The organism is Paenibacillus sp. SAF-068, assembly GCF_051967555.1.
In the GTDB taxonomy this organism is placed as follows: domain Bacteria; phylum Bacillota; class Bacilli; order Paenibacillales; family Paenibacillaceae; genus Paenibacillus.
Genome location: NZ_JBQCJX010000002.1, coordinates 19,815 through 36,385, shown reverse-complemented (window position 1 = coordinate 36,385; position 16,571 = coordinate 19,815). Strand labels below are relative to the sequence as shown.

The following is a 16,571-nucleotide window of genomic DNA, read 5'->3' as shown; positions in this document are numbered from 1 at the left end:
TTTGTAAGGCATGAAGCTCATCTGAATTGATAATTAATGATGACACTGATAAGCGCACAACAACCGAATAAAACAAACCACCAAGGCCACTTGTTTCTGTCCTGTCTGCGCCTGCTTTTCACGCCGTAAATCCCGATTAGCAGTACGATGGAGGAAAAGCTAATTCCTACGATCCAACCAGCCATGATATCTGCCTCCTTTGATTCAGTACCGATCAGTGCCTCATTTCCTGGATTTCAGATGAAAAGTTCCTCCTCGAATATCCACTTGGAAATCACTTTTTCCACTTTTGTATATTAGATTGTTGCTGTCCCGATGAAGGGGAGTCAAATCAAATTCACCTTTAAATGCTCCTGATCTTTCTTTAAGTACAATTTGGAAACCTTCATTATCTGGAATGGAGACCACTGCCTGTCCCCCCGTGGATACGGAATGCAAACTCTCAGGCATATTGAGACATTCCATATTTAATCTTCTGCCAGTTGTGCTCATGTTCAAGTGACGAAACTCCCCCGAAATGTCGATCTTGGTTGAACTGGATTGAAGATTGAGTTTATCTGCACGAAGTTGTTGTACGCTCACTACGGATGCCACTGCGTTCAGTTCAAGCTCCTCCATCCTCCCTGATAGATCTACACGGCCTGAGGTGATCTTGCATTGACAGCGCGTGGCCTGAAGCCGATTCAACCGGAGATGTCCTCCTGTGGAGTTTAGCAAAATACGATTAAAAACCCGAACTGGTAGATGAATTTTCAATACTGTTCGACCTATGTTTAGCCCGATGAGCCCTCCCCTTTTTCTCCCGTCCATAATGCTTAAGGTATCCTCTCTTATGTTAACTTGCATTAGCTTATGTTTGGAAAACCATGTATCCGCATATTGTATGACATGAATCTGTTCATCCACACTCGGCAGAACTCTGATATCTCCTGACAACCAATTTAGCTGTATATCTTCAATGGATTGATCAATGTCTATGCTCTTGCATATGGCAAGCTCACTACTTTTCAACATTTTTTTCATCTCCATTTCAAACAATCAGGTCTATGTTTATTACGCTTCCGCATAGCCTCCCGTGCTGGCATGCCGATTGGTAATACGTTGAATAAGCTGTTCACTTACGATATCCGCTCCCAAAAGCTTCATCATGTGCTGTAGAAACTTGAGTCTTTCCAATGTCTCTGCCTGATCCCGTCCAAAAAGGAGAGGGTTAATCCAGATATTAACGAGCAGCATGAAGATTTCAGCACACTCCAGCGGATATTCGACAGAGATCGATCCATCACTCTTGCCTTGTTCCATGATATTGGCAATAATTCGTGCGTCTTTTAGAACACCCTTCCTGATTCCACCAAGTACAAACTGTGGATTCTTGATCTGAGTGCTTAGAACCTGATCAATGGAGTTAGACTGAATGCCAGGATCAACGATAATATTTTCCAAAATACTGATGAGCTTCTGTCTGGCATTCGGAGCATGCGTGTTCTGGATGAGTTCCATAAACATGTCTTCTGCCCGACCAAGCTCCTTCTCCATCACTGCACTAAGGATATCTTCCTTGGACTTGAAATGATGATATATTGCACCTTTGGACATACCTAATTCATCTATAATGTCTTGAATACTGGTCTTTTCATATCCCTTTTCGGTAAACATTTGAGTTGAAACTGCCAATATCTGATCCAGTGTCTGCTCAGGGTATTTATTTCTAGCCATAGTTCCCTCCTTATACATACCAACGGTCGGTATTTATAATATAGAGTATGTTGGTCTTACTGTCAATATGAGGAATTTAAAAAAAAAAAAAGGACTTCCGTTGAATTACCTTAATAGGTAATTACGGAAATCCTTCTTCAATATAACTAGGAGTTACTCTTCACTTCGCATTTTACCGCTACTTCGATTCCATACCTTCTTCATCCTGGGATACAAACTGTTTTTGCGCCAGTTCACGGTATACCGGATGGGTACTAATCAACTCTGTATGCGTTCCCGTTCCCGTAACATGTCCGTGCTCCAAGACGACAATTTGATCGGAGTCCACCACTGTGGACAACCGGTGCGCGATCACAATCGTGGTTCTGCCTTCCATCAGGTTGGACAGAGCCTGTTGTACTTCATACTCCGAGGTACTGTCCAGACTGGACGTTGCTTCATCCAACATGAGAATGTCAGGACTTCGTAGCAGCGCCCGTGCAATGGCAATCCGCTGACGTTGTCCCCCGGACAACTTGATTCCTCTCTCGCCCACTTCCGTGTCATAGCCCTGTGGCAGCTTGTCGATGAAATCGGCAGAATAGGCCATCTCAGCAGCTCGCTTGATCTCATCCATCGTCACTTCCCGATTTAAACCGTAAGTTATATTATCTCGGATTGAACCCGCCATGAGGGGACTTTCCTGAGATACATACCCGATCTTGCTGCGCCAGGAGGACAAGGAATATTCTGTTATCGCTTGTCCCCCATACGAAATATGGCCTGAATCGGGCATATAGAACTGCTCCATCAAGGAGAACAGCGTTGATTTTCCGCTACCGCTTGGGCCAACAATCGCCGTCACTTTGCGTGTAGGTACCGTCAGATTGATTCCGTGCAACACTTCCTCACCTTTGACATAGGAGAAGTGTACATCATGGAATGCAATCGTCTCATTTCCTGTTGGAGCTACCTTGATGCTGTCATGTGGCTCTTCCTCATCAGCAAGAATAGCTTGTATGCGCTCTGTTGCTCCTACGACTTTTTGCAAACGGGAGTATAGTGTTGTGAATTGCCCCATTGGCATGATGACCTGGAACAACAGCAATATGAAGGCGACCAGTTCACCCGGTGACAGTATGCCCGATGCTACACGCATTCCTCCCACACCCAGAATAACGACCAACACGGCCGTCATGACAAATGTAAACAAGGGACCGATCAGAGCAAGAATACGTGCTTCCTGTAAGCCAAAAGCAAACATTTTACGAATCCGGGAATCCCCTGCTTCTGATTCTTGTTTCTCCGTTCCATAGGCTTTCACCAATCGGATCTCGCCAATAACCTGACTAAGTACGGACGTAAGACCTGCCATCTCATCCTGCTGTTTTTTCGATATTTTATACATCTTCCTACCCACCGGTAACAGGATCAACAGCGTAAGTGGTACCAGACTCAGGATAATGAGCGACATCACCCAATCCAGATAGAACAGTAATGCCACACCACCTACAACGGCAACGATGTTCGACACAAAGGAAACCAGATAATCTGCGATCAATGTCATGATCTGACTTGTATCATTCGTAATCCGGCTCATTGTATCGCCTGTACGATTACGATCAAAATACGGCATTCGTAGTGACAGTACCTTATTCCACAGCTTGGTGCGAAGTGTTGCGACCACGCGTTGTCCCGCGTAATTTAACATATAAATGCTGATGCCTGAGGCAATCGCTTGAATCACAAATGCACCGAGCAATAACAAAATAACAGATTTGTTCAGCGCCGAGGTGGTAAGTCCATCAATCAGACCTTTGGTCATCAGTGGCACAATCAGTCCGGCCGTCGTCTGAATCAAGGTCAAGATGAGGGCCAGAATCAGGATTAGTTTCGGCGGATTCGTGGAAGCGATAAGCTTGACGAAATCCTTGAATCCTTTTTTTCCTACCTTTGGTTCCTTCTGTCCTGCTTGCTGCTGTTCTTCCATTCCCGTCCCTCCCGTTCCCATCTGCTCACCAGAGATCATACGTATGAACTTACATGACGTTGCCTTTTGTTGTATAACACAGCTTTACAAGATACCATGTAACACGAAATTGGCTAAAAAGAGGATGGAAATGCCGTACATGACCACAGGCACCTGTTTACCTTGACCTGCTGCCAGCTTCGCTAATGGATAGGCAATAAATCCAAACGCCATACCATCCACGATGCTATATGTAAATGGAATCATGACCATGATCAGAAATGCCGGAAACGCCTCTGTAAAGTCACCAAAATCCATATCTTTCACACCTTGCACCATCAGGCCACCAATAATGATCAAAATAGGTGCAATCGCACTGTCTGGAATGTAACCGAGTAGCGGGATGAAGAAAAAAGTAGCCCCGAATAACACGGCTGTAACGAGCGGGGTTAATCCCGTGCGTCCACCTGCGGCAATCCCGGCTGTAGTCTCTGCGGCAGCAACTGGAGGACTACTGCCAAATACGCCTGCCAACACGGTACTAATGGACAGCGCACGCAAACTGCCTTTGAAACGCTCAGGACGACCAATCATCTGTGTCTGAGCCGTAATTAATCCGATATTTTCGAACACCACAATCAGCAGTAGCAAAAATACCGCAATCCAGAACGCGACATCAGCAAGCTTCATTAGAGACAATTCGCCAAACAAACCGCCGTATTGACGCAACGCATCCATTGCTGATACGGATTCACCCGGGTTCACTGCCCCAAGTACGTAGGCAAGGCCTGTGCCAACCAAAATACTAATTAGAAGTCCACCCTGTACATTACGGATAAATAAAATTAAGGCCAGTACCAGCGTAACGCAGGCCGTAATGACATTTGGATCATTAAAGTGCCCTATCGCGACAAACGTAGTCTGATGTGCAATAACAATTCCGCTTTTTTGCAAACCAATAAATGTGAGGAACAAACCAATCCCCACCGTAATGCCATGCTGCAGATTTTTCGGAATTGCTTCGCTGATCATTTTGTATAATGACGTAAACGCAACAATAGCAAACAATATACCCGTAACGGTTACCACGGCCAGTGCTTCTTGCCAGCTTAATTTCATGGAATGTACGAGTGTATACGTGAAAAATGCATTGATCCCCATTCCGGGTACAACGATAATTGGTGACTTTCCGCCAAATGCCATGAGCAAACAGCCTGCAATGGATGTCAGCAGGGTTCCAACCATAGCTGCCTGCAAGGGCATCCCGGCATCGGAAAGAATTGTAGCATTGACCATAACGATATAGACCACGGCAAAATAGGAAATGGCTCCCGCCACAACTTCCTTCTTCCACTGGTCTCCTGGCTCCATGCCAAGACGTCTGGTCATCCATCCGTGTTTCATTTCGTTCTATTCCCCTCTCTCTATTTAAGCTGAATAACTGAGTATTTACACTCCACCACTACGTGGACAGAACAACCTTCCAATCGCTGTTATCCCCAGATTTTTTGTTTAAATTTTTTAAATGTACGAATCCAGTGATAAAGGCGAACGCTCTGCTTCTTCAGGTTTCTTCTGTCCTCTTCGTTCTTGTGTAAACCTTATTCAGCTTATATAGCCGCAAATTCTTTATGTATGTATCATCATTTCGCGCAGCAGAGAATATCATACACGGTTTTGAGTTTGAAGTACATGACGTAACTCTGACATTTCTCCGGTATGCATTGCGTCCATCATAGACGATTGACATCCCATCCACTCCATCTTGCGAAGTATGATCATACAAAAAAAGCGCAGATGCCTTATGGGCACCCACGCTTCTTCCGTTGGCAGCAAGTTACTGCTGCTTGTTCTCTGCAATTTCCAACAAATCCTTAATCGCAACACTGACCATAATCAGTCCGGCTACCGGAGGCACGAATGAGTTACTCGCTGGTGGCTGTTTGGCCTTGCGAATTTCCGGAGCATTCTCGGGAACGATTTTTTGTGTGACGTCCTCGCGCGGTTTCATCGGCTTTTCAGTCGAGAAGACCACTTTCACACCTTTTTTGATGCCGTCTTTACGAAGTGTGGTACGCACAACACGGGCAATCGGGTCCATGGTCGTTTTCGAAATATCCGCAACCTGGAATTTCGTTGGATCCATTTTATTCGCTGCGCCCATGCTGGAAATCATCGGAATTTTACGTTTCAGACACTCTTTAATGAGATGGATTTTGTAGATAATCGTGTCGGATGCATCCAGCACATAATCCAGTTCATATTTGAACAATTCCTCATACGTTTCTTCCGTGTAAAACATATTCAATGCAATTGCATCACATTCCGGATTGATCAGTTTCACACGTTCCACCATCAGATCCGCTTTTTTCTGCCCCACTGTCGTGGTCAGAGCATGGATCTGGCGGTTGATGTTGGTGATATCCACCACGTCTTTATCAATCAGGATGATGCGCCCAACGCCGCTCCGGGCAAGAGCTTCTACTGCAATTCCACCTACGCCGCCGATACCCAGCACAGCGACTGTACTATTCTTCAATGCGTCCAGACCTTCAGGTCCGATCGCAAGTTCTGTTCTTGAAAATTGATGGAGCATTGAGAATCGATGCCTCCTTTATTTCTTTTCCGCTACCGGTTTACGGGCTACACGGATGTGAAGTTGTTCTAATTGAGAGTCATCTACTCCAGAAGGTGCATTCATGAGCAGATCCGTTGCACTTGCCGTTTTCGGGAAGGCAATCGTTTCACGCAGATTGGTGCGGCCCGCCAGCAACATCACGATACGGTCAAGACCAAAAGCAATTCCGCCATGTGGTGGAGTTCCGTATTCGAATGCTTCCATCAGATAACCGAATTTCTCATTCGATACTTCTGGGGAAAGGCCAAGGGCAGCAAACATTTTCTCCTGAACATCACGTTTGTAGATACGCATCGAACCGCCGCCTATTTCATAACCATTGAGAACAAGGTCATAGGCTTGAGCACGGATGGCACCCGGATCAGTGTCGAACAGATGTACATCTTCGTCTTTTGGACGTGTAAACGGATGGTGTTCTGCTACATAACGTTTGGCATCTTCATCATATCCGAGGAGTGGGAAGTCCACAACCCAAGCGAATTTGAATTTGCTGTCATCGATCAGTCCAAGTTGACGGCCGATTTTCAGACGCAATGCACCCAATACGTCAGCAACCACTTTTTTCGTATCTGCAGAGAAGAGCAACAAGTCGCCATCTTCGGCACCTGTACGTTCTTTGACAGCTTCGATTTCTTCAGGCGTGAAGAACTTCACGATTGGCCCTTTGAACTCCCCGTCTTTCACTTGAATCCAAGCCAGACCTTTCGCACCGTAACGTGCAGCAAATGGTCCGAGATCATCGATCTCTTTACGGCTCCATGTGCCACAGCCTTTAGCGTTCAGCACTTTCACTTCTCCACCCTTTTCGATGACGGAAGCAAATACTTTCACACCACTGTTCGCTACAATATCGTTCATTTCAACCAGTTCCATACCGAAGCGCAGATCCGGTTTGTCTGAACCGTATTTACCCATTGCATCTGCATACGTAATCCGTTGGAAAGGTAATTCCAGCTCTACGCCTTTCGTTTCACGCAGCAATTTGGCCATCAGCTCTTCCATCATTGGCAACAGGTCATCCTGTTGCAGGAAGGAAGTCTCGATGTCGACTTGCGTGAATTCAGGTTGACGGTCTGCACGCAGATCCTCATCCCGGAAACAACGAGCGATTTGGTAATAACGCTCAACGCCACCCACCATCAGCAACTGTTTGTAGATTTGTGGGGATTGTGGCAAAGCGAAGAATTCACCTTCATGCACACGGCTCGGTACGAGATAATCACGCGCACCTTCCGGGGAGCTCTTCGTCAGGATTGGCGTTTCCACTTCAACGAACTCTTCGCCATCCAGGTAGTCACGGAACACTTTGGATGCTTTGGAACGCAGTTTCAATGTTTCGAACATTTCTGGACGACGCAGGTCCAGATAACGATATTTCAGACGAAGGGATTCATCCACTTCTACACCATCTTCAATGAAGAATGGAGGAGTTTTGGCTGCGTTCAACACTTCGATTTCGGTGATTTGGACTTCAATTTCGCCAGTAGGCAGGTTTTTGTTCACTGTTTCTGCATCACGTTTAACAACTTTACCCGTTACAGCGATAACATACTCGCTACGTACGCGATCTGCAATTTGCAGAGCTTCACCGGAATAAGCCGGGTTAAAGACAACTTGTACAATCCCGCTGCGGTCACGCAGATCGATGAAGAGTACGCCCCCCAAGTCACGACGGGTTTGAACCCAACCGTTCAATGTTACTGTTTCACCGATGTGTGCGGGTGTTAATGCGCCGCAATGATGACTTCTTTTCATAACCAAACTCCTCATTATGTGAATTTCCGTTCTGTATGGGCAGTTAGTACCTGCTCTTCAACAGCCCGGTTACGTGTAGACCATGTATTCGAAAAGGCATGTTACCTCTGGCTCGCCAACTTCCAATTCGTTGGAATCGTCGGTGAACCTCAGTAATTTTGCCGGATCAATTATTTTACGTGAATGTAGTACTTAATGTACACTTCGAGCTTATTTACCTTCGCGAATTGCCGCTACCAGATCATCAAGCTTCACGGTTTGTTGCTCACCCGTATCCATCGACTTGAGGGCGATCTCACCACGCTCTAGCTCGTCATCACCAAGGATGGCGGTATAGCGGGATTTGAAACGGTCAGCTGATTTCATCTGTGCTTTCATCTTGCGGCCCAGATAATCACGTTCACCAGACAGTCCAGACTGACGAAGTTTGAACAACAGACGATTCACTTCACGATCAGCAGCCTCTCCCAGAGCAACAAAGTACACATCGAGTGGAGCCAGCGTAGTAACCTCAATATTTTGGTGCTCCAGAATCAGTTGAATGCGCTCCAGACCAATACCAAAGCCAATTCCCGGCTGATCAGGTCCACCGATATCTCCAACAAGACCATTGTATCGGCCACCGCCGCCAACCGTATCAATCGCTCCAATCCCTTGGGCTTTTAATTCAAATGCAGTCAGCGTGTAATAATCCAAGCCGCGTACCAGACGATTGTTCACAGCATAATCTACTCCGAAATCATCCAGGTAGGCCTGCAGCTTGGCGAAGTGATTCAAAGACTCTTCATCCAGGCTATCCAGTATGGACGGTGCCCCTACGAATTTGTCCTGATCGACTTTGCAGTCGAGTACACGCAGTGGATTACGCTCCATGCGAGACTGGCAGTCCTTGCACAGGCTGTCTTTCATCGGTCTCAGGAACCCAAGTAACGTCTCGCGGTATTCTGCACGGCTGGTCGAGTTACCAACGGAGTTGATCTCCACTTTAACATCCTTCAAGCCAAGCTCTACACACAACTGGTAGCCCAGTGCGATTACTTCGGCATCAATCGCCGGATCCAGCGCACCGATAGCTTCTACACCAAACTGGTGGAACTGACGCTGACGGCCTGCTTGCGGACGCTCATACCGGAACATCGGACCGATGTAATAGAGCTTGCTCACATCCGGTTCGCCGTAGATTTTATTCTCTACGTACGCACGGACAACACCCGCTGTTCCCTCTGGACGAAGTGTCATGCTGCGATTGCCTTTGTCATCAAAAGTATACATTTCTTTCTCAACGATATCGGTAGTCTCTCCCACACCGCGTACAAATAAAGAAGTCTGTTCGAAGATCGGTGTACGAATCTCACGGTAATTGAACCGTCGACACAGATCGCGTGCTTTTTCTTCTACGTACTGCCATTTTTCAACAACTCCAGGCAGTAAGTCCTGCGTTCCAGTCGGTTTTTGAAAAGCCATCTTGATCCCTCCAGCATTGATTTTCTCTGTATAACAAAAAAATCCCTCGCCCTGTTGCTGTGTATACAGCAAACAAAGGGACGAGAGATTGTGTAATATACATTCACCCGTGGTACCACCCACATTCCGGAAACCTGACACTTTAGCCGTTCAGGTGATCTCTGGTGATTCAGGATTGCCTGGGGCACCCTGATCAAGCAGATATTCCGCTCTACGTGTAACGCACGTCCTGCGCAGGCCGGCTACTGGTCAACAGATCATGTCTGCTATGTTCGCCGTCTGTTCTCGGGGAAGTCATTCGTCCGCTCATCAAGAGAATCCTTACAGCCTTGGGATTCCTCTCTGGTCATGTGGGCACGGAGTACTTGGTCCCGTCATCAAATCAGTAATATAGTTCAAAAATCGACTTCTATTGACTATAGTCAACGTATTATTTTCTGATTGTAATGAACCGCAGTGCTAAAGTCAAGGGTTAACACGAAAAGATAGCACTAAAACATTTTACTCACTTGCCTTACGGAATGAGGATACACTGATTCATGGCGAATAGAAGCCGGATTCATGAAATGAATTCCAACTTCTATCGCGGTGTAACTCTATTCTTTCAGCATCCACTTCAGCAGATCCGGCACGCTCGCCCATAAACGAGAATGCATAATGACATATGCAATCGCTTCGTTCGAATCGCCCATTCCAACAAAGTCAGGGAGGTTATGCGGCAGACGTTTCAAACCCAACAGGTAATCAGGCACATGTTTGTTCACACCCCGGGCCACACGGTACAGCATTTTGAGTTCGGAGGTAATTCCGTTTTTCTTATACTCCAGAATGATCTTGTCATAGGCAAAGGCAGTTGCGGCTTCGCCTTTTTCATACTTCTCCAGCAATTGCTGTGCCTGATCCAATTGGTTGCTGTACAAATATACAGCAGCGAGCAGGTAACGTGCTCCGGTATTGTCTTCCGTATCAAGCTCTAGAATATGCTCCAGAATATGTGCTGCTTCTTTCGCATCTCCGGCAAACCAGCAGGATTCAGCGTAGCTTTTGCATATCCGGATATAGGGACGAGTCTCATGAAGCCCCCAGAAATCCCCTTTGTTCTTCTCAAAAAACAGTTCGCCCAGTTCGCGTTTGCCAGCAGCTATTCCGGCCTCGAGGTGAGCGCGTGCATCATGCTCATTGTCCGACTCCTCAGCCAGAATGAGATACGCATCAGAACTGTCAGGATACATCTCCAGCGCCGTTTCCGCCAGCTGTATTCTGCGTTTGGAAGAACTGGCTTCCCTCGCCTTATCCAGCAAAGCCTGTGCTTTATCCTTCGATGCCCCTGGACTGTTCAATATTGATAACTCGTCCGTTTCACCGCCCATACCGAATTCTTCGATGTAATTGAACATCTCCTTAACCTTCCGGGAGATCGTGCCTGTCGTTACCTCATATTTATCAGCCAGCTCAGCCTTTGAGGCATTCAAGCCATATTCCTCGGACAGCAGATACTCAATGGCAGCACAGAAAGAACCTGTCTTCTTCACAGTAGGACGAGTCTGACGGGAGTATCCGTTCCATAACATCAGAGCTTCCAGAATTAGCTCTGGCTCGTATTGGTTCCTCATATCCTCAATAAGCTGCAAGGCCAACTGTTCGTGAGCCGAATGCTCCCATTTCAGTTCATTCTCCACCATCTTTTTCAGCTTGGTCAAGGTCACCTTGCTCTCAGTCTCCATTGAGGCTTCCCGGACTGGTTGCTCCGTTGATATCAGTCCCAGTATGGATTCTACCGCAGAAGACTCCTTATTCAGACAACATTTCTTATATTTTTTCCCACTTCCGCATGGGCATAGCTCATTTCTTCCAACCTTACTCAAAACTTATTCCCCCTTAAATCTGTCTCTAGCCATTCACATGAGAACACGTAGCTTTAACATTGTAGTTGTCATCTCAAGCAAGGCATTCTATATACTTTCAATTTCCAGCGATCAAGTAGAAACGGCTGCCCCGCTCTTGTATAAGGGCGGGGCCATTTCAGCGAGTATATGTTCATCTGGAATATGACCGATTACTCCAGCAATGAATTCCTCATGCTCTCTGTCTTAGGAGTGGCTTCACCTAAGCCAGATTGCAGGAAACTTGATTTACCGTTCATTGTAGCCCAACGATGAGAACAATTCGCTTCAGAAAAATTTAAACCCATTCCTCTATTCTAGCAAAAATTTATATAAGGGGTAAGCTTTGCCCAAAACATATATATTTTCAGCTCAAAAAAAATAGCCTGCACACGGTGTGCAGGCTCAAAGGATATATAAAAAAAGGGGGTCATGTCTGTTATTATAAGCCCACTATGTTAAAGGCTTATGTAACTAATATTACAGTAATATTACAAAAATGATAGCGCTTTATATTTTTGATTTTAATATATTTATAATTAAAAGCCCTCGCACATGACTTGACTCTGTAGTCAAGCAGTGCAAGGGCCAAAAGGTATCTATACGTTAATTCATCTCTTCCACATAGGCATGGTTGGAACGCAGTTTATGAACGATTTCGTCATAATCCTCATCCCTTACTTTGGCAGACAGAACATAATGCAGATCATCATAATCGGCCGAAGACACATCCGCTGCATTCAGCAGGTCTCCATCCTCATTCACTCTGTCACGAGAATCCCGTTCTGCGTCACGATCCACATTAGCTACCACAGGGATCACATTTTCACTGGCTGGAACGCCTGGGGCTGCACCTACACCCATTGCCCCGTTAGTGCCTACGCCACCCGCAGTATTATATGGCACCAGCGGTACCATTACACGCGTGTCTCTGCCTACCGCACTATCGAGTTGACCTACTTCCAAATGCTCTGTGCGGAATGTCTGAAGTGAAGTTCTTGCTCCCTCTGCCTCGTCTTCGGTTCGAAAATACGCCTGAATATGTTTTGTCATGTCAAACCCTCCTTTTTCGGAATAAAATGCAACGTGAAGTTTCGTACCCCCACGATGTAACGTAGTTTTAGATACATCAATGTATGTCAGTTGTAGTGGCTGAAGTTATATAACTTTTAGCAATTCACGTACAAACGCGGGCTCATCTTCTGGCGTTCGGGATGTAATATAGTTTCCATCCACAACAGCCTCATGATCCTTGAACTCTGCTCCTGCGTTTACCATGTCATCCTTAAGGGGTGGATAGGATGTAATTGTACGGCCTTTCAACAGATCGGCACTAGCCAAAATCTGAGGACCATGGCAGATCGCTGCAATTGGTTTCTTCGCACTGTTGATCTCGGTGACAAACTTCAAGATGTGCGAATCACTTCGCAAATTCTCAGGGGATGATCCACCGGGAATGACGACTGCATCATAATCAGAAGCGGATGCATCAGCAATCGCCTTATCCGTGGTATAGGAGGCCTTTCCTCCCTTACCTTTAAGGCTCTCACCGGCTTTTAATCCGATAATTTCCACTTCATGTCCAGCTTTTTTCACTTCGTCATACGGAACCTGCATCTCCGAATCTTCAAAGTCATTCGCCAATAAAAAAGCAACTTTACTCATAACGTATGTTCTCCTTTCCGTGTTCGAACTTTCTTTATGAATCGGGTCTCGCAGTACAATGGCACTTCATTGTGCCTCGTTTTGTTATTACCCTCACCAGAGCAATTTATAACAATTCGGTGCAATTTCATTTTGTGGCGAAGTCGTCAAACGAATATCTTAGTAAGATCAACTCATGACAAAAAGTCCTGATTCGGCAAGGAATCAGGACTTTTTCAGAATCTGTATAATCCAAATTTTTGATGTTTATATACACAGGTGTACACATTCAAGAACGCGGAAGATGGCTCTGTTTCCCTTTGTCCGAGTCCTGAAGTGCCCAGATCGTCGCAACACACTCCGCAGCCGCACGGGCAAGATGCAATGATTCATACAGGTTGCCAGGGAGTAACAAAGGTTCTGTACGGGCACGTGTTTCTTTCGCAGATTGGCGCATAATTGGGTGGATACTCCTTTGATCATGGAATAGTCATCAACGAATTATCCTTCATTATGGCCTGAACCCTAAGAAATTATGCACGTGGTTCCTGACGAACCGGGCTTTCAAGCATCAAAGTCACGGGTCCCCAATTGGTAAATGTCACATCCATCATCGCTCCGAAACGACCGGTTTCAACTCGGATCCCTTTATCTCGCAAAAGTTGATTAAACGTTTCATATAAACGTTCTGCCGCTTCAGGTCGGGCCGCAGCTGCAAAGCTAGGACGCTTTCCTTTGCGACAATCTCCGTACAGGGTGAACTGGGAAACGGATAATACAGCACCGCCTACATCAAGCAGGCTGAGGTTCATCTTCTCCTGATCATCCTCAAATATCCGTAAGCCGCTAATTTTGTCGGCCAGATATTGGGCATCTTTCTCAGTGTCCTCATGGGTAATACCCACGAGCAACATTAATCCTGATTCGATCTTACCCGTCAGTTCTTCTCCCACCGTCACCTGAGCCTCTTTACAGCGTTGTACAAGCACCTTCATCTTACAGGCTCCTCACTGCATAATCCGATGCACAGAATAAACATCTTTAACCCGTTTGATCCGTTCTACAACGGATTGCAAATGATCCGTATTACGAATCAGAATTGTGACGTGCACCAATGCTAATTTATTTTTATCTGTCCGTCCTGTAACGGCAGATATATTGGTTTTACTTTCGGATACAGCCTGAAGTACCTCGTTAAGCAAGCCATTCCGGTCATGACCTGTAATCTCAATATCCACACTGTAACTCGCTTCAATATTTTCTTCCCACTCCACCTCAATAACACGTGCTGCTTCTTCTCCGTCTGCACTTGTCGGGATATTCGGACAGTCACTACGGTGTACGGAAACGCCGCGTCCACGTGTAACATATCCGATAATGTCATCCCCAGGCACAGGATTACAGCATCGTGCAAATCGAACAAGCAGGTTATCAATGCCCTTGACCCGAATACCGTTGGTTGGTCGATTTCTCCGTTCAGGTGCAGGTTTCAGCTCGCGCATTTCGGAATTTAGTTCCAGCAAACTGGACTCTTCCTGTTCTTTACGCAGTTTTTCAGTTGCTTTGGTTACGATCTGTGCAGCAGTAATCCCACCGAAGCCAACAGCCGCTAGCATGTCCTCAATATCGTTGAACGCATATTTTTTGGCAGCTTCCATCAACTTGTCATCCGTCATCCACGCAGAAGGATCAAGCCCCATGCGTTTCAGTTCACGCTCACAGCTCTCCCGACCTTTTTCAACGTTTTCTTCACGGCGCTCCTTCTTGAACCATTGTTTGATCTTCGCTCTCGCATGTGAAGATTTCGCAATTTTCAGCCAGTCCTGACTCGGTCCGTAAGAATGTTTGGACGTCAAAATTTCAATGATATCGCCTGTCTTCAGATGATAGTCAAGTGGAACAATTCGACCGTTCACTTTGGCACCGATGGTCCGATTACCAACCTCCGTATGGATTCGGTAAGCAAAATCCAGAGGAACAGAGCCAATTGGCAATTCAATGACTTCTCCTTTTGGCGTAAATACAAATACCAGATCCGAGAAGAAATCCATTTTGAGCGATTCTACGAATTCTGACGCGTCCTGTGCTTCATTTTGGAGTTCAAGAATTTCGCGGAAGAACGTAATCTTGTCTTCGAATTGTGGACCTGCCGCTGCGCCTTCCTTATATGCCCAGTGAGCCGCGATACCAAATTCAGCAGTCCGGTGCATATCCCATGTCCGAATCTGTACCTCTGTTGGTTCGCCATTGGGACCGACTACGGTTGTATGCAGCGATTGATACATATTCGCCTTCGGCATCGCAATATAGTCTTTGAAACGTCCAGGCATCGGTTTCCATAACGTGTGTATAATTCCCAGGGTAGCATAACAATCCTTGATATTATCCACAATAATACGAATGGCAAGCAGATCGTAAATTTCGTTAAACTGTTTGTTTTTGGTCGTCATTTTCTTGAAGACGCTGTAGATATGCTTCGGGCGGCCCGAAAGATCTGCCTGAATGCCCATCTCATCAAGCTTGTTCGTAATTCCATCCATAACGGTATCAATATATTGCTCACGCTCGGCACGCTTTTTGTGCATCAGGTTTGCAATACGGTAGTATTGCTGCGGATTCAAATAACGGAGGGCGATGTCCTCCATTTCCCATTTAATCGCAGAGATACCCAAACGGTTCGCAATCGGACAGAAAATTTCCAGCGTCTCATATGAAATCCGGCGCTGGCTTTCTTCCGACTGAAACTTAAGTGTCCGCATATTATGCAGACGGTCAGCCAATTTAATCACGATGACACGGATGTCCTGCGCCATGGCGATGAACATTTTGCGGTAGTTCTCGTTCTGCTGTTCTTCCTTGGAGCGGAACTTAATACGTTCCAGCTTCGTCAAGCCGTCAACAAGCATGGCACACGTATTGCCGAAATGATTGCGGATCTCTTCAAGTGAGACCGTAGTATCCTCTACTACATCATGAAGAAGCGCTGCTATTATGGAGATGGTATCCATCTGCATGTTCACAACAATGTCGGCAACCGCAAGCGGATGCAGAATATACGGTTCTCCCGATTTTCGCGTCTGTCCATGGTGGGCCTGATCAGCAAATTCGTAAGCTTCTCGTATGCGCACCAGATCGGGTTCTTTGATATATGCCCCGGCCTTCTCGAGTAATTGCTCTATGCCCATTCTGATCTGTTCCGTGTCCTTTCTATACCAAATGGAACCCGTGACATTGCTGCAACACAGGTTCCCCGTAAAAGTAATTTCCTATAATTATGACGCTTCGCCCGTTTCCCGTCAACTGCTGACGAATAAGAGCGCTTATCCAATTTTTATATTGGTGAGCTGTATTACTTCCAACCCGTTTCCCTATGACTCACAAGGGATTGAATGTATTTCTTATTTTCTTATGTATTATTGCCCTTATTTGCCGAAATAGAAGGAAAATTCATGAAAATATAAATTCCAGCGCTCTGCTACGTCAAAAATGTTATTGCTTAATTGAGAGAAACTCTGTAATCTAT

Annotated in this window: 14 protein-coding genes; all 14 read right to left on the bottom strand. The window is 46.0% G+C overall.

The window, feature by feature from the left end; genetic code table 11:
* Nucleotides 1–17: 17 nt before the first annotated feature.
* The gene (locus tag ACTHPG_RS14220) at nucleotides 18–185 is read right to left on the bottom strand and encodes a hypothetical protein (protein WP_440390266.1); all 168 of its coding nucleotides are present in this window, start codon (nucleotides 183–185) and stop codon (nucleotides 18–20) included.
* Between the two features lie 37 nt (nucleotides 186–222).
* The gene (locus tag ACTHPG_RS14215) at nucleotides 223–1,014 is read right to left on the bottom strand and encodes a DUF4097 family beta strand repeat-containing protein (protein WP_440390265.1); all 792 of its coding nucleotides are present in this window, start codon (nucleotides 1,012–1,014) and stop codon (nucleotides 223–225) included.
* A gap of 39 nt (nucleotides 1,015–1,053) precedes the next feature.
* Complete coding sequence (locus ACTHPG_RS14210) at nucleotides 1,054–1,716, bottom strand: TetR/AcrR family transcriptional regulator (protein WP_440390264.1); 663 nt, start codon at nucleotides 1,714–1,716, stop codon at nucleotides 1,054–1,056.
* A 178-nt stretch (nucleotides 1,717–1,894) separates the two neighbouring features.
* Nucleotides 1,895–3,685: an ABC transporter ATP-binding protein gene (locus ACTHPG_RS14205; protein WP_440390263.1), complete on the bottom strand. Its 1,791-nt coding sequence runs from the start codon at nucleotides 3,683–3,685 to the stop codon at nucleotides 1,895–1,897.
* A gap of 84 nt (nucleotides 3,686–3,769) precedes the next feature.
* Nucleotides 3,770–5,068, bottom strand: coding sequence for an NCS2 family permease (locus tag ACTHPG_RS14200; RefSeq protein WP_211082504.1), 1,299 nt, complete (start codon nucleotides 5,066–5,068; stop codon nucleotides 3,770–3,772).
* Nucleotides 5,069–5,501: 433 nt separating this feature from the next.
* Nucleotides 5,502–6,260: a tRNA threonylcarbamoyladenosine dehydratase gene (locus ACTHPG_RS14195; RefSeq protein ID WP_091020457.1), complete on the bottom strand. Its 759-nt coding sequence runs from the start codon at nucleotides 6,258–6,260 to the stop codon at nucleotides 5,502–5,504.
* Between the two features lie 18 nt (nucleotides 6,261–6,278).
* The gene (gene aspS / locus ACTHPG_RS14190; RefSeq protein ID WP_440390262.1) at nucleotides 6,279–8,057 is read right to left on the bottom strand and encodes an aspartate--tRNA ligase; all 1,779 of its coding nucleotides are present in this window, start codon (nucleotides 8,055–8,057) and stop codon (nucleotides 6,279–6,281) included.
* Between the two features lie 210 nt (nucleotides 8,058–8,267).
* Nucleotides 8,268–9,521 (bottom strand): histidine--tRNA ligase, encoded by a 1,254-nt coding sequence (gene hisS / locus ACTHPG_RS14185; protein ID WP_017686789.1) that lies wholly within the window; start codon nucleotides 9,519–9,521, stop codon nucleotides 8,268–8,270.
* Nucleotides 9,522–10,117: 596 nt separating this feature from the next.
* Nucleotides 10,118–11,386, bottom strand: a complete 1,269-nt coding sequence (locus ACTHPG_RS14180) for an SEC-C metal-binding domain-containing protein (RefSeq protein ID WP_440390261.1) — start codon at nucleotides 11,384–11,386, stop codon at nucleotides 10,118–10,120.
* A gap of 624 nt (nucleotides 11,387–12,010) precedes the next feature.
* A complete protein-coding gene (locus tag ACTHPG_RS14175; RefSeq protein WP_440390260.1) occupies nucleotides 12,011–12,457 on the bottom strand; it encodes a hypothetical protein in 447 nt (148 codons plus the stop codon).
* A 105-nt stretch (nucleotides 12,458–12,562) separates the two neighbouring features.
* Nucleotides 12,563–13,069 (bottom strand): type 1 glutamine amidotransferase domain-containing protein, encoded by a 507-nt coding sequence (locus tag ACTHPG_RS14170; protein WP_440390259.1) that lies wholly within the window; start codon nucleotides 13,067–13,069, stop codon nucleotides 12,563–12,565.
* Nucleotides 13,070–13,337: 268 nt separating this feature from the next.
* Nucleotides 13,338–13,505 (bottom strand): hypothetical protein, encoded by a 168-nt coding sequence (locus ACTHPG_RS14165; protein WP_433746435.1) that lies wholly within the window; start codon nucleotides 13,503–13,505, stop codon nucleotides 13,338–13,340.
* 76 nt (nucleotides 13,506–13,581) lie between these two features.
* A complete protein-coding gene (dtd, locus tag ACTHPG_RS14160; protein WP_440390258.1) occupies nucleotides 13,582–14,043 on the bottom strand; it encodes a D-aminoacyl-tRNA deacylase in 462 nt (153 codons plus the stop codon).
* 12 nt (nucleotides 14,044–14,055) lie between these two features.
* Nucleotides 14,056–16,233: a RelA/SpoT family protein gene (locus tag ACTHPG_RS14155; protein WP_440390257.1), complete on the bottom strand. Its 2,178-nt coding sequence runs from the start codon at nucleotides 16,231–16,233 to the stop codon at nucleotides 14,056–14,058.
* Between the last annotated feature and the right edge of the window lie 338 nt (nucleotides 16,234–16,571).

Coding starts and splice junctions, on each gene's coding strand:
- ACTHPG_RS14205 (WP_440390263.1), bottom strand. CDS start 3,685: ATGGAAGAACAGCAGCAAGCAGGACAGAAGGAACCAAAGGTAGGAAAA.
- aspS (WP_440390262.1), bottom strand. CDS start 8,057: ATGAAAAGAAGTCATCATTGCGGCGCATTAACACCCGCACACATCGGT.
- ACTHPG_RS14175 (WP_440390260.1), bottom strand. CDS start 12,457: ATGACAAAACATATTCAGGCGTATTTTCGAACCGAAGACGAGGCAGAG.
- ACTHPG_RS14215 (WP_440390265.1), bottom strand. CDS start 1,014: ATGTTGAAAAGTAGTGAGCTTGCCATATGCAAGAGCATAGACATTGAT.
- ACTHPG_RS14165 (WP_433746435.1), bottom strand. CDS start 13,505: ATGCGCCAATCTGCGAAAGAAACACGTGCCCGTACAGAACCTTTGTTA.
- ACTHPG_RS14195 (WP_091020457.1), bottom strand. CDS start 6,260: ATGCTCCATCAATTTTCAAGAACAGAACTTGCGATCGGACCTGAAGGT.
- hisS (WP_017686789.1), bottom strand. CDS start 9,521: ATGGCTTTTCAAAAACCGACTGGAACGCAGGACTTACTGCCTGGAGTT.
- ACTHPG_RS14155 (WP_440390257.1), bottom strand. CDS start 16,233: ATGGGCATAGAGCAATTACTCGAGAAGGCCGGGGCATATATCAAAGAA.
- ACTHPG_RS14220 (WP_440390266.1), bottom strand. CDS start 185: ATGGCTGGTTGGATCGTAGGAATTAGCTTTTCCTCCATCGTACTGCTA.
- ACTHPG_RS14170 (WP_440390259.1), bottom strand. CDS start 13,069: ATGAGTAAAGTTGCTTTTTTATTGGCGAATGACTTTGAAGATTCGGAG.
- ACTHPG_RS14200 (WP_211082504.1), bottom strand. CDS start 5,068: ATGAAACACGGATGGATGACCAGACGTCTTGGCATGGAGCCAGGAGAC.
- ACTHPG_RS14210 (WP_440390264.1), bottom strand. CDS start 1,716: ATGGCTAGAAATAAATACCCTGAGCAGACACTGGATCAGATATTGGCA.
- dtd (WP_440390258.1), bottom strand. CDS start 14,043: ATGAAGGTGCTTGTACAACGCTGTAAAGAGGCTCAGGTGACGGTGGGA.